Origin of the sequence: Embleya sp. NPDC127516, from assembly GCF_044765325.1 — a bacterium.
Taxonomy (GTDB): Bacteria; Actinomycetota; Actinomycetes; order Streptomycetales; family Streptomycetaceae; genus Embleya.
In genome coordinates this window covers 15,855-31,218 of sequence record NZ_JBIWJT010000023.1, presented here as the reverse complement: position 1 = coordinate 31,218, position 15,364 = coordinate 15,855, and the positions used below count along the sequence as shown (strand labels likewise).

Below are 15,364 nucleotides of genomic sequence, written 5' to 3'. Positions count from 1 at the left end.
CCCACTTTCACCGGGTGGCCGAAGGGAAGCCGGAGGCGGTATGTACACGTCGGGGTCAGGCGGTGCCCAGCTCCCGGTCCAGCAAGTCGAAGATCTCTTCGGCGGAGGAGGCGGCGAGGGCGTCCTCGCCCAGGGCCGGGTCCGCGCCGGCGTCCGACGGGGCACGCCACTTCCAGAGCAGGCTCTCCAGGCGCCGGGTGACCGCCGCCCTGGTCTCCCGGTCGGCCGGCAGTCGGGACAGGGCGTGCTCCAACCGGCCGAACGCGACCGGCGCGGGACCGGCCGCGGCCGCCGTCTCCAGCCCGAGCTCGGTGCCCAGATGGGCGGCCAGGGCCGCGGGGGTGGGGTGGCTGAACACCAGGGTCACCGGCAGCCGCAGGCCGAGCGCGGCGCCGAGTCGGCCGCGCAGTTCGACTGCGGCCATCGAGTCCAGGCCCAGGTCGCGCAGCGGCTTGTCCGCGGCCACGTCGGCCGCGGCGTGGCCCAGGACGGCCGCGACCTGATCGACCACCAGATCGCCCAGTGCGCGCTGCCGGTCCTCCTCGCTCAGGGCGGCCAGCCGGCGCAGCAGTGCGGCGGCGGTGGCTTCGGGTTCGGCTTCCGACGCGGTGTTCTGGGCCGGGCGGGCCGAGCCGGGCCGCAGCAGCGGGACCGAACCGGCGCGCGGGGTCGCCGACTCGGACTCGGTGAGCGCGGCTCGGAGCCGGTCCGGCGAGACGGCGCGCAGCGCGAGCGAGCGCACCGTGAAGGCGGTCGCGCCGGTCCCGGTCGCGGCGACCAGCGAGAGCGTGTCGGGCGAGTCGCCGCCCGCCTCCAGCCGTACGCGCAGTGAGGTCGCGCCGGGGGCGTGCAGGGTGACCCCGGACCACGCGAACGGCATCCGGACCTCGGCGCCGGCCTCGGGTTCCGCGGTTCCTTCGGCCGCCGCGCTCTCCCCGGCCGCCACGCCGACCGCCCGGAGGGCGGCCGTCAGGAGCAGCGGGTGCAGTCCGTAGCCGGCGGCGCCCTGGCGCTGGTCGGCGGAGAGGGCGACTTCCGCGTACAGGGTCTCGCCGGACTTCCAGATGCCGCGCAGCACTTGATCGGCGCGCGGCTCGGCGTCGTCGGTGTGCGGCACGGGTACGGGTACGGCTCCGGTCGGCGGCCAGACGGCCAGGTCGTCCTCGGGGTCGGGTGCGTCCTGCGCCCCGTCCGCGACGGGGGCGAGCAGGCCGTCGGCGTGGCGGGTCCACGTCCCGGCCGCCTCGGCGTCGTCCGGGCAGGAGTGCACGGACACGGGGTGACGCCCGTCGGGCCGCGCGGCGCCCACCGACACCTGGATCTGCGCGCCGCCGCGCTCGGGCAGCGGCAGCGGCGCCTGGAGGGTCAGTTCCTCGACCGTGCCGAGTCCGGTCAACCGGGCTGCGTGCAGTGCGAGTTCGACGAAGACGGCGCCGGGCAGGAGCGCCGTGCGCGCGGAGATGTATTCGGCCAGCCAGGGGTGGGTGCGCCGGCTGACCCGCCCGGTGAGCACCACTCCTTCCGCGTCGGCCAGGTCGACCGCCACGCCCAGAACCGGGTGCCCGGTGGCGATCAGCCCCAGCCCCTGCGTGGCGGCCGCGCCGGCGGACGCGCCCCGGAGCCAGTACCTCTCCCGCTGGAAGGCGTAGGTGGGCAGGCCGGTCGACTGCGGCTCGATGTCGGCGAAGGCGACCCGCCAGTCGACGTCGACGCCTTGGGCGTACGCCTGGGCGAGGGCGGCGGTGAAGCGGTCGGGGCCGCCCTCGCCGCGCCGCAGGGTGCCCAGGACCGGGGCCCGCGACCCGGCCGCCTCGACGGTTTCCAGGACGGCGGTGGTCAACACCGGGTGGGCGCTGGTCTCGATGAACGCGTCGTGGCCCTGGTCGAGCAGGGCCCCGACCGCCTCGTCGAAGCGGACGGTCTGCCGCAGGTTGGTGTACCAATACTCGGCGTCCAGGGCGGTGGTGGCCAACAGGCCACCGGTGACGGCGGAGTAGAAGGGGATGCTCGCGGCGCGTGGTTCGACGCCCGCGAGGGCCACGAGCAACGCGTCCCGGATCGACTCGACCTGCGGGGAGTGCGAGGCGTAGTCGACCGGGACGCTCCGCGCCCAGGTGCCCTGGGCCTGAAAGCGCGTCAGCAGCTCGGACAGCGCGTCCGGGTCACCGGAGAGGGTCACCGAGTGCGGGCCGTTGACGGCCGCGAGCGAGATCCGGTCGCCGAACGGCGCCATCAGCTCGGTGACTTCCTCGGCGGACAAGCCCACCGAGGCCATCGCGCCCTTCCCGGCCAGGTCCAGGATCGCCTTGCTGCGCAGCGCGACGATCTTCGCGCCGTCGTCCAACGAGAGCGCGCCGGCGACGCACGCGGCCGCGATCTCGCCCTGGGAATGGCCCACCACGGCAGCGGGCCGCACACCGTACGACCGCCACAATTGGGCCAACGAGACCATCACCGCCCACAACACCGGTTGCACCACATCCACCCGCTCCAGCCACGCGTCCGATTCAGAGCTCAGCACCGAGGTCAACGACCAGTCGGCGAACGGCGCGAGCGCCTCCTCGCACGCCCCGATCTGCGCGGCGAATGCGGGTGACGCCGAGAGCAGCCCGCCGGCCATCGCGACCCACTGGGAACCCTGACCGGGGAAGACGAACACCGGACGGGTGCCAGCCTGTGCCACCCCCACGACCGCGTCGACCCCAGAGCCCCCGGCCGCCAACCCCGCAAGGGCGGCGAGCAACCCCTCCCGGTCGGCCGCCGTGACGACGGCGCGGTGTTCGAGCCGGGCCCGGGAGACGACCAACGAGTACGCGAGGTCGGCCAACACCGGCTCGGCCGACACCGTTTCGGCCGACACCGTTTCGGTCGGGTCCGATTCGGTCGGGACCGGTCCGGGCAGCGCCTCGACGTGCTCGGCGAGCCTGCGGGCCTGCGCGCGCAGCGCCTTGGCGGAGTGCGCGGAGAGCAGGAACGGCAGGACGGGCAGGGGGGTGCCGGGGTCACCGGTGGGGCGGGGTTCGCCCGCCCGCACCGGCGCGGCGGGCGGCTGTTCGAGCACCACGTGCGCGTTCGTACCGCTGATGCCGAAGGCCGACACGGCCGCGCGACGCGGCCGGTCGTGGTCGGGCCAGGCGCGGGGCGCGGTGAGCAACTCCACGGTGCCGGCCGACCAGTCCACGTGCGGGGTCGGCTCGTCCACGTGCAGGGTCGCGGGCAATACGCCCTCGCGCATCGCCAGCACCATCTTGATCACGCCCGCGACGCCCGCCGCGGCCGTGGTGTGGCCGATGTTGGACTTGACCGAGCCCAGGTACAGGGGGGTGGCGTCCGGCCGGTCGCGGCCGTAGGTGGCGAGCAGCGCCTGGGCCTCGATGGGGTCGCCCAGCGCGGTACCGGTACCGTGCGCCTCGACCGCGTCCACGTCGCGGGCGGTGAGCCGGGCGTCCGCCAACGCCTGCCGGATGACGCGCTGTTGGGAGGGACCGTTGGGCGCGGTTAGGCCGTTGCTGGCGCCGTCCTGGTTGACCGCGCTGCCTCGGACCACGGCCAGGACGCGATGGCCGTTGCGTACCGCGTCCGAGAGGCGCTCCACCAGCAGCAGGCCGACACCCTCGGACCAGCCGGTGCCGTCCGCGGCGGCGGCGAACGCCTTGCAGCGGCCGTCCGGGGAAAGCCCGCGCTGGCGGCTGAACTCTACGAATCCGGTCGGGGTGGCCATCACGGTCACGCCGCCGGCCAGCGCCATCGTGCATTCGCCGCGCTGGAGGGCGCGGCCGGCCAGGTGCAGGGCGACCAGTGACGAGGAGCACGCCGTGTCGACGGTGAGTGCGGGGCCTTCCAGGCCGAAGGCGTAGGCGACTCGCCCCGAGATCACGCTGCTGATGCTGCCGGTGAGCGCGTACCCCTCAACGCCGTCCGGAAGGTCGCCGGCGCCGGCGCCGTACCCGCAGGCCGCGCCGCCGATGAAGACACCGACCGGATGGCCCTTGACCGAGGTCGGGTCGATGCCGGCGTTCTCGAACGCCTCCCAGGAGGTCTCCAGGAGCAGCCGCTGCTGCGGGTCCATCGCCAGCGCCTCGCGCGGCGAGATCCCGAACAGCCCCGCGTCGAACTCGGCGGCGGTGTCCAGGAATCCGCCCTCGCGCACATAACTGGTGCCGGGGTGTTCGGGATCGGGGTCGTACAGGGCGTCGAGGTCCCAGCCCCGATCGGCCGGGAAGTCCGTGACGGCGTCACCGCCTTCGGCGACCAGCCGCCACAGGTCCTCGGCGCCGCCGACCCCGCCGGGGTAGCGGCAGGCCATCGCGATGACGGCGATCGGCTCGCCGTCGACGGCCGTGCCCGGTATCGGGTCGGCGCCCGTGGGCTGTGCGCCCGCCAGTTCGTCGAGCAGGAAGCCGGCCAGCGCGGTCGGCGTGGGGTAGTCGAAGACCAGGGTGGTCGGCAACTCCAGTCCGCTGCTGTGCGCCAGTCGGTCGCGCAACTCGACCGCGGTGAGCGAGTCGAAGCCCAGGTCGCGGAAAGCGCGGTCGGCCGAGGGCAGTTCACCGGCCGACAGGGCGAGTACGGCGGCGGCCTCCCGGCGGACCAGGTCGAGCAGGAGCTGTTCGCCCTCGCCGGCGCCGGCCTCGGCCAACTGCCGGGAAAGCACCGGGTCGCCCGAAATCGCGGCCTCGGAGCCGAGTTGGGCTCGGTACTGGGCTTGGTCGGCCAGATACGCGCGGGTCTCCGGCAGGTCGCCGAGGAGGGCGCTGGGCCGCAGCGCGGTGAAGCGGCGCAGGAACTGCGGCCAATCCACGTCCGCGAGGACGCCGACGGCCTCGGGGCGGGCAACGGCTCGGGCCATCAAGGCCACCGCCGTCCGCGGGTCCATCGCGCGCAGGCCGCGGCGGGCCAGTTGCTCGCCGCTCTCGCCCGCCGCCATGCCGGCGCCCGCCCACGGGCCCCAGGCGACGGCCGTCGCGGCAAGTCCTCGCGAGCGGCGGTGCCGAGCCAGGGCGTCGAGGTACGCGTTGCCCGCCGCGTAGGCACCCTGGGCTCCGCTGCCCCACACGCCCGCGATCGAGGAGAACAGCACGAAGGCGTCGAGCCGCCGGTCCCCGAACAGCGCGTCCAGGTGCGCGGCGCCGAGCACCTTGCCCTCGGTGATCCGGGCACAGGCGGTGAGGTCGGTCTCGGTCACGGTGGCGGCCTGGCCGATCCCGGCGGTGTGCACCACGGCCCGGATCGGCGGTCCGTCCGCCTCGGCCTCCGCCACCAGCCGGGCGAGCGCGCCACGGTCGGCGACATCGCAGGCCGCCACGGTGACCCGGACGCCGTGGGCGGTGAGTTCGTCGACGAGTTCGTCGGCCCCCGGGGCCAGCGGACCGCGCCGGCCGGTCAACACCAGGTGTTCCGCGCCTCCTGCGGCGGCCCAGCGGGCCACCTGGGCACCGAGGCCGCCGGTACCACCGGTGATCAGGATGGTGCCGGCGGGCACCCAGCCGGGGCCCGGGCCCTGGCCGTCCGTGGTGGTGCGACGCAACCGGGGGACCCAGGCGCCGGTGGCGCGCAGCGCGATCTGGTCCTCCGCGCCGTCCGCGGCGACGGCTTGGGCCAACCGGGACCACACCCGGTCGTCGGCGCCGGTGGGCACGTCCACCAACCCACCCCAGGCGGTGGGTAATTCCAATGCCGCAGCCCGGCCGAAGCCCCAGACCTGCGCGGGCGCGGCCCCGGATGCGGGGTCGCCGCCGACGGCTACGGCTCCTTCGGTCACGCACCACAGCGGAGCGGTGCGACCCGCGTCGGAGAGGGCTTGGACCAGCGTCACGGTGTCGGTGAACCAGGTAGTGAGGGAGGGGTGTTCGGGGTGCGTCCCGGGATCGCCGGTAAGCAGCGTCACGACCCCGGCGAGCGGACCCGCCATACGGATCCGCTCGGCCAGTGCCTCGCGCTCCCGTTCGGCGTGGGTCGGTATCAGCGTCTCGACCTGTGCGCCGGCCTCGGTGAGCGCACGGGCACACCGCTGAGCCGCCACCGCGTTCGGGCCGTCCGGGTCGTTCGCGTCGTCCCGGCCGTCCGCGGTGACCGGCTCGGCTTCGGCTCGACTGATCAACAACCAGGTTCCGCTGAGGCGTCGTCCGCCCTCCGGCGTCCACGGCCGCCACGTCGTTTCGTAGCTCCAGGTGTCCTGCAGGGTGCGTTCGCGCCGGCTTCGCCGCCAGGAGGCGAAGGCGGGCAGCAGTGCGGTGAGTGATCCGCGCCGCGCCTCGTCGCTCAGGTCGAGTGCGTCGGCCACCTGATCGCCGTCGCCGCGCTCGACGGCGGCCCAGAACGCCGGGTCAGCGTCGGCCGGTGCGCCGGAGGCGGCCGGCCCGGGGGTGACCGGTTCGAGCCAGAAGCGGCGGCGCTGGAAGGCGTAGCCGGGGAGTTCGGTGGTCCGCGCTCCGGTGCCGGCGAAAAAGGCCGACCAGTTCACCGCGATTCCGGCGAGGTGCGCGGCGCCGAGCGCGCCGATGAGCGCGGCCGGCTCCGTCCGTTCGGAACGCAACACGGGCACCACGGCGATGCCGGGCTTCACGGGAAGGCTTTCGCGGGCCATCGCGGTGAGGACGCCGTTGGGCCCCGCCTCCAGAACCGCTGTGACCCGGGCGGCGGCAAGCGCGGCGACTCCGTCCGCGAAGCGGACCGGTTCGCGGATGTGGCGCACCCAGTAGTCCGGGTCGGCCAGTTCCTCGGCCTCGGCGATTCGGCCGGTCAGGTTGGAAACGATGGCGATCGTGGGCTCGCCGAAGGACACCGTCTCCAGGACGGTACGGAACTCGGCGAACATTGGCTCCATAAGCGCCGAATGGAAGGCGTGGCCGACCCGCAGCCGCCGGGTTTTGCAGTTCTGCGCGGCGAACTCCGCAGCCACCGCCAGGACGGCGTCCTCGTCGCCCGAAATCACCACGGACGTCGGTCCGTTGATCGCGGCCACACCGACCGTGTCGGAGCCTTCCAGGGCGGTACGAACCTCGGCCTCGGCGGCCTGCACCGCGACCATCGCGCCACCCGCCGGGAGCGCCTGCATCAACCGGCCCCGCGCGGCCACCACCACGGCCGCGTCCTCCAACGACCACACCCCCGCCACATGCGCGGCGGCCAACTCACCGATCGAATGCCCCAACAGGAAGTCCGGCCGCACACCGAACGATTCCACCAACCGGAACAGCGCCACCTCCACGGCGAACAACGCCGCCTGCGTGAACACCGTCTCGTCCAACAAACCCTCGGCACCCTCCGCACCGAACACCACATCCCGCACCGAATACGCGACATGCCCCACCAACCGACGATCCAACTCGACAACAGCGGCATCGAACGCCTCCGCGAACACCGGGAAACAGTCGTACAGCTCACGCCCCATCCCGACCCGCTGACTCCCCTGCCCACTGAACAACAACGCCAGCCGACCGTCGGCGCTCGCCGGGCCCGTCACCACGCCCGGTGCGGTCTCCCCGCGCCCCAGTGCCTGGAGGCTGTGCAGGAGTTCGGCCGAATCCGCGGCGGTCAGCACGGCCCTCTCCGGCAACGTCGCGCGTGCGGTCGCCAGCGTGTGTGCGACATCGGGCAGCGCGAGCCCGGACTGTTCCCGCAGGAACGTCGCGAGGTTGCGCGCCTGCGCGTACAGCGCCTCGGCGGTGTGGCCGGAGAGCACCCAGGGCAGCGCGGCGACGTTCGTCCGAACCGCGACCCGGGTGGCGCCTGAGGGCGGTTGGTCGCCCGGCAGGTCGGCGGGCGCGGTGTCGGGGGCCTGTTCCAGGACGACGTGCGCGTTGGTGCCGCTTATGCCGAACGAGGAGACCGCCGCCCGACGCGGGCGACCGGTGACCGGCCACGGCATGGCCTCCGCGAGCAGCCGTACGGAGCTCGCGGCCCAGTCCACGTGCGGTGTCGGCTCCGCCACGTGCAGCGTCGGCGGCAGCACGCCCTCGCGCATCGCCTGGACCATCTTGATCACGCCGGCCACGCCCGCCGCGGCCTGCGTGTGCCCGATGTTCGACTTCACCGAGCCGAGGTGGACCGGGTGTTCCGCCGGCCGGTCCCGGCCGTAGGTCGCGATCAGGGCCTGGGCCTCGATCGGGTCGCCGAGCGCGGTACCCGTCCCGTGGCCCTCGACCGCGTCGACATCCCGCGGCGACAGGCCGGCGGCGGTCAGCGCCTGCCGGATGACGCGCTGCTGGGACGGGCCGTTGGGCGCGGTCAGGCCGTTGCTCGCGCCGTCCTGGTTCACCGCGGAACCGCGGATGACGGAGAGCACGCGATGCCCGTTGCGCACGGCGTCCGACAGGCGCTCCACGACCAGGACGCCGACGCCCTCGGCCGGGCCGAATCCGTCGCCGTCCGCCGAGAACGCCTTGCAGCGGCCGTCCGCCGCCAGGCCGCGTTGGCGGCTGAACTCGACGAACAGTCCCGGTTCCGACATCACGGTCACGCCGCCGGCCAAGGCCATCGAGCACTCCCCGCCGCGCAGCGCCTGCACCGCCAGGTGCACCGCGACGAGCGACGAGGAACAGGCGGTGTCCACGGTGACCGCGGGCCCCTCGAAGCCGAAGGTGTACGCGACCCGGCCGGAGCCGATGCTCGGCGTATTGCCGGTGCCCAGGTAGCCCTCCAACTCCTCCGGGGCCCGGTCGAGTCGACTTGCATACCCCTGCGCGACCAGCCCGGTGTACACGCCGGTCCGGCTGCCGCCGAGGGTGTCCGGCGAGATGCCGGCGTGTTCGAGGGCCTCCCAGGAGGTCTCCAGGAGCAGCCGCTGCTGGGGATCCATCGCCAGCGCCTCGCGCGGGTTGATGCCGAACAGTTCGGCGTCGAACCGGTCGGCGTCGTGCAGGAAACCACCGGAGCGGGTGTAGCTGGTGCCCGCGTGATCGGGCTGCGGGTGGAAGAGGCCCGCGAGGTCCCAGCCGCGGTTCGCGGGAAACTCGGAGATCGCGTCCCCACCCGCCATGACCAGGCGCCACAGATCGTCGGCGGAGCGAACGTCCCCGGGAAAGCGGCAGGCCATGCCGATAATCGCGATCGGCTCGTCGGCGCCGGTCGCCCCCGGCGCCGATGTCGCGGCGACCACGTTCGGCTGCGCACCGGGCAGTTCGGCGCCGAGGTGCCGGGCCAGCGCGGTCGGGGTCGGGTAGTCGAAGACCAGGGTGGCGGGCAGCCGCAACCCGGTGTCGGCGGTGAGGCGGTTGCGCAGTTCGACCGCGGTCAGCGAGTCGAAGCCGAGGTCCTTGAACCCGCGGTCGGCGGCGACGGCCGCCGGGTCACCGTGGCCGAGCACGGCGGCGACATGCGTACGGACCAGTTCGAGGAGCACGCGGAAGCGGTCGACCGGCGCGAGCGCGGCGGTCCGCCGCTGCCAGGTCGACCCGCCCGTACCGGCGTCGGTCGCCGCGACCCGGCGAGCCGGGCCGCGAACCAGGCCGCTGAACACGCCCGGCAGCGCGCCCGTCCCGGCCAGGGCGCGCAGCGCGGCCGGGTCCAGGCGCAGCGGCACCAGAAGCGCCTGCGGGAGGGCGCGAGCGGCATCGAAGAGCCGCAGTCCGAGTGGCGCGGCGAAGGGCAGGATGCCGCCGCGCGCCATCCGGTTCAGGTCGTCACGGCCGAGGTGGCCGGTCATCCCGGTGGCCTCTCCCCACAGTCCCCACGCGAGCGAGGTGCCCGGCAGACCCGCGCCCTGCCTGTGGGTGGCGAGCGCGTCCAGGAAGGCGTTGGCGGCGGCGTAGTTGGCCTGGGCCGGTCCGCCGAAGACACCGGCGATGGACGAGAAGAGGACGAAGGCGGAGAGGTCCTGGTCGGCGGTGAGTTCGTGCAGGTTGACCGCGCCGTCGACCTTGGATCGCAGGACCCGCTCCAGACGCTCCGGGGTCATCGACTCGATCAGGCCGTCGTCGAGCACACCCGTGGCATGGACGACCGCGGTGAGCGGGGCTGTGACAGGTATCCGCGCCAAGGCCCCGGCAAGGGCCTCCCGATCGGCCGCGTCACACGCCTCGACAACGACCCGGGCACCCAGACCGCCGAGCTCGGCCACCAACTCCCCCGCGCCCGCGGCGTTCGGACCGCTACGACTGAGCAACACCACACTCCGCACACCGTGTTCCGCAACCAGACGACGGGCCACCAGAGCACCCAACGTGCCCGTGCCACCCGTGACCAGAACGCTCCCGCCCGGATCGAGCGGCACCGGCATCCGCAACACGACCTTCCCCACATGCCTCGCCTGCGACATCAACCGAAACGCCTCCGGCGCCCGCCGCACATCGAACGACCGCACCGTGATCGGCACCAACACACCCGACCCGAACAACGGCATCAACACCGCGAACAACCCCGCGATCCCATCCGCGCCCGCCGCCTCCACCAAGTCGAACGCGTCGTACGACACCACCCCCGGATACGCGGACCGCACCACCCCCGCATCCCGCACATCGGCCTTGCCCATCTCCACGAACCGACCACCAACGGCCACCAACCGCAACGAGGCGTCCACGAACTCACCCGCGAGAGAGTTCAACACCACATCCACACCACGCCCACCGGTCGCCGAACGAAACCGGTCCTCGAACCCCAACGTCCGGGACGAAGCGATATGGGCGTCATCCAGACCCAACGACCGCAGAGTGTCCCACTTGCCCTCACTCGCCGTCGCGAACACCTCGGCACCCAGATGACGCGCGATCTGCACCGCCGCCATCCCCACCCCACCCGCACCGGCATGAACCAACACCGACTCACCCGACCGCAGACCACCCAACTCCACCAAGCCGTAATACGCCGTCAGAAACACCACCGGCACCGACGCCGCCCGCTCGAACGACCAGTCACCCGGCGTCAAAGTCACGGTCCGCACATCGGCCACCGCCGTCGGACCGAACGACGGGAACATCCCGAACACCCGATCACCCACCGCGAACTCGGACACCCCCGGACCGACCTCGATCACCACACCCGCGCCCTCGCCACCCATCGACGCGGCACCCGGATACACACCCAACGCGATCAACACGTCCCGGAAATTGAGACCGGCGGCCCGCACCGCGATACGGATGTGCCCCGCATCGAGTGCGGTTTCCTCCGCGTCCCGCGGCACCGGGACGAGCGACAGGTTCTCCAGCGTCGCGGTCCCGGTCGTGTCCAAGCGCCAGGCCCCGGGCGGCGGGACCAGCACGTCGGCAGACCCACCGACCCGCGCCAACCGGGGAGCGAGCATCCCGCCGTGCCGCAGCGCGAGTTGCGGTTCCCCACTCCACGCGGCAGCCTCCGACAGCGTCCCGGACGCCGGAGTGTCGTCCGTGTCCACCAGGACGAACCTGCCGGGATGCTCGCTCTGCGCCGACCTGATCAGACCCCACACAGGCGCGTGCACGAGGTCCGCCACCACGTCACCCGGACCCGCCGCCACCGCGCTGTGCGTCACGACGACCAGCCGCGACCGGGTCTCCCCTTCGGCCGCGAGCCACTCCTGGATCCGCCCCAACACGTCGGCCGTCGCCGCCGACACGGCATCCGCGAGGCCGTCGCCGATCGGGGTCGCCGAGGGGGTGCAGTCGAGCCAGGCCACCTGGTCGGTGTCGGCGCTCGGCTGTTCGGCCGCCGGGGAAGGAACCGGGATCCAGTCCAGGTGATAGAGGCTGTCGGTCGTCTCGCTGGCGGCGGGCGCCAGGTGGTCGGCGGCGACCGGCCGCAGGGTGAGCCCCATCGCGGAGAACACCGGTCCGCCGGTGCTGTCGGTGGCCTCGACGGCCACGGAGTCACCGTCGTTCACCGACAGTCGGACACGCAGTGACGACGCGCCGGAGGCCCGCAGCCGGACGTCGTTCCAGGCGAACGGGAGGCGGACCGCGGTGCCGCCCGCGCCGACGCCGGTCAGCGCCACCGCCTGTAGCGCGGCGTCCAGGAGGGCCGGATGCAGCCCGAAGCGGTCGGCGCTCTCCCGCTGTTCGGCGGGGAGGGCCACTTCGGCGTACACCTTGTCGGCCACGCGCCAGGCGGCGCGCAGCCCCTGGAAGGACGGGCCGTAGGCGTAGCCGACGTCGGCCAGGTCGGCGTAGAAGCCGTCCAGCGGGATCGGCTGCGCACCGACGGGCGGCCACTCGGTCGTATCGAAGGCGGCGGCGCTCGGCGGCGCGGCGACCGCAGCGGACTCGGGCCGCAGCAGCCCGACGGCGTTCCTGGCCCAGGCCCGCTCGGTGTCGTCGTCGGTCCGCGAGAACACGGAGACCGTCCGACCGCCGTCGACGTCCGGTGCCGCGACCACGACCTGGATCTGAACTCCGCCGTGCTCGGGCAGCACCAGCGGTGCTTCCAGGACCAGTTCGTCGAGGAGGCCCCAGCCCACGGAATCTGCGGCCCGGATGGCCAGTTCGACGAAGGCGGTGCCGGGCAGCAACACCGTCCCGGCGACCGCGTGGTCCTGGAGCCAGGGGTGCGAGGACAGCGACAGCCGCCCGGTGAGCAGGAGTCCCTGCCCATCGGCCAGGGACACCGAGGCGCCCAGCAGGGGGTGGCCCTCGCCGGTGAGCCCGAGTCCGGCCGCGTCATCGGCGCCGCCCGTCGAGACGTCGCGCAGCCAGTACCGCCGGCGCTGGAAGGCGTAGGTCGGCAGGTCGACGTCGACAGTGGGGCGATCGCCCAGCAGCGGCGACCAGTCCACGGCGAGGCCGTTGACGTACGCCTCCGCGAGCGCGGCGGTGAAGCGGTCGAGTCCGCCCTCGCCTCGGCGCAGCGTTCCGAACACCACCGCGCGGGCTTCGGCGGCTTCGATGGTGCTCTCGATCGGCGTCGTCAACACCGGGTGGGCGCCGGCCTCCACGAAGGCGTCGTACCCCTGCCGGAGCAGCAGCCGGATCGTCTCCTCGAAGCGAACGGTTTGCCGCAGGTTGGTGTACCAGTAGTTCGCGTCGAGCGCGGTGGTCTCCTCCACCCGCTCGGCGATGACCGTCGAGTAGAACGGCACCGTGGCCGCAAGCGGTTCGGTGTCGGCCAGTTCCGTCGAGAGCCGATCACGGATGGCCTCCACCTGCACCGAGTGCGAGGCGTAGTCCACCGGTATCCGCCGTGCCCAGACGCCCGATCGTTCGCAGTCCGCGAGCACTTCGTTCAAGGCGGCCGGCTCACCGGACACGGTCACCGAGGACGGACCGTTCACCGCCGCGACCGAGATCCGACCCTCGTACCCCGCGATCAACTCGGCGGCACGATCAACCGGGACGCCGAGCGACACCATCCCGCCCGCACCCGCCAACTCCAGAATCGCCCGGCTCCGCAGCGCCACGACCTTCGCGCCGTCCGCCAGGGACAGCGCCCCGGCCACGCAGGCGGCCGCGATCTCCCCTTGCGAGTGGCCCACCACCGCGGCCGGCCGTATACCGAACGAGCGCCACAGTTCGGCCAGGGAGACCATCACCGCCCACAGCACGGGCTGCACGACGTCCACCCGGTCCAGCCACTCGTCCGACTCCGACCGCAGGATCGACGTCAACGACCAATCCACGAACGGCGCCAACGCGCCCTCGCACGCGGCGATCCGCTCCGCGAACACCGTTGCGGAGTCCAGCAGATCCGCGGCCATCCCCAACCACTGCGAACCCTGCCCCGGGAACACCAGTACCGTCCGGCCCGAGGACCGCGCCGCACCGGACACCACACCCGCGGCGGACTCCCCCGCGGCCAGCGCGGCCAGCCCCGCCGTCAACTCCGCGCGCCCCGAGGCCAGTACGACCCCCCGGCACTCCAGCACCGACCGCGACGCAGCCAGCGCCGACGCGATCTCCGCCGGGTCCGACTCGGCATGCGCCGCGACGAATTCGGCCAGCCGACCCGCTTGCGCTCGCAGTGCCCCCGGCGACTTGCCCGACACCACGAACGGCACCGTCATGGGCGGGAGCGTCTCGGGTGCCCCCTCCCCCGCGACCGCCTCGGCCTTCGGTGCCGGTGCCTGTTCGATGATCACGTGCGCGTTCGTACCGCTGATCCCGAACGATGAGACCGCGGCGCGGCGCGGACGGTCGGCCGTGGCGGGCCACTCCCGCGCCTGGGTCAGCAACTCCACCGCGCCCGCCGACCAGTCGATCCGCGTCGAACGCTCGTCGGCGTGCAGGGTTTTCGGCAGGGTCCCGGCCCGGATCGCCAGGACGGTCTTGATCAGGCCCGCGACGCCGGCCGCGGCGCCGGTGTGGCCGATGTTCGACTTCACCGAGCCGAGCCAGAGCGGGTGGTCCGCCGGGCGGCTCCGACCGTAGGTGGCCAGGAGTGCCTGCGCCTCGATCGGGTCGCCGAGCCGGGTGCCGGTGCCGTGTGCCTCCACCGCGTCCACGTCGGCGGCCGACAGACCGGCGTTGGCCAGCGCCAGCCGGATCACCCGTTGCTGCGAGGGGCCGTTGGGCGAGGTCAGGCCGTTGCTGGCGCCGTCCTGGTTGACCGCGCTGCCGCGTACCACCGCAAGCACCCGGCGGCCGTTGCGCCGCGCGTCGGCCAGCCGCTCGACCAGGAGTACACCCACGCCGTCGGCGAGGCCCATCCCGTCGGCCGCCTCCGCGAACGCCTTGCAGCGGCCGTCCTCGGCCAGTCCGTGCTGGGCGCTGAAGCCGAGGAACTGGCCGGGGGACGACAGCACCGTGACGCCGCCGACCAGAGCCAGCGAGCACTCGTCGTTGCGCAGCGACTGCACGGCCAGGTGCAGGGCCACCAGCGAGGACGAGCACGCGGTGTCCACGGTCACGGCGGGGCCTTCGAGCCCGTACAGGTAGGACAGTCGGCCGGAGAGCACGGCGGCGGCGGTGCCGGTGGTCAGGTGTCCGGCGTACTCGTCGGGCACCCGGCCGGCCGTCCAGCCGTAGTCCAGGGTGTTGGTGCCCATGAACACGCCCGTCGTGCTGCCGCGCAGGGTGGCCGGCAGGATCCCGGCGTTCTCGAAGACCTCCCAGGAGGTCTCCAGGAGCAGCCGCTGCTGCGGGTCCATCGCGACGGCCTCGCGCGGGGAGATCCCGAAGAAGTCGGCGTCGAAGCCGGCCACGTCCACGATGAAGCCGCCGGACGCGGCGTAGCTGGTGCCGGGGTGTTCCGGGTCGGGGTGGTAGAGCCGGTCCAGGTCCCAGCCGCGGTCCCGGGGCAGCGGGCCGATCGCGTCCTCGCCGCGGTCGACCAGTTCCCACAGGTCCTGCGGTGAGGCGACACCGCCGGGGAAGCGGCAGGCCATGCCGACGATCGCCACCGGCTCGCCGGTCGCGGCCTCGGCCTCGAACTCCTCGATCCGCTGCCGCGCGTCGTGCAGTTCGGCCGTGGTCCACTTCAGGTACTCGCGAAGGGTCTCTTCATTGGCCACGGCAGTCCTCCG

At 73.4% G+C, this 15,364-nt stretch carries 1 protein-coding gene; it reads right to left on the bottom strand.

The window, feature by feature from the left end:
• Positions 1-55 precede the first annotated feature (55 nt).
• Positions 56-15,352 (bottom strand): type I polyketide synthase, encoded by a 15,297-nt coding sequence (locus ACIRL2_RS35295; RefSeq protein ID WP_402237723.1) that lies wholly within the window; start codon positions 15,350-15,352, stop codon positions 56-58.
• Between the last annotated feature and the right edge of the window lie 12 nt (positions 15,353-15,364).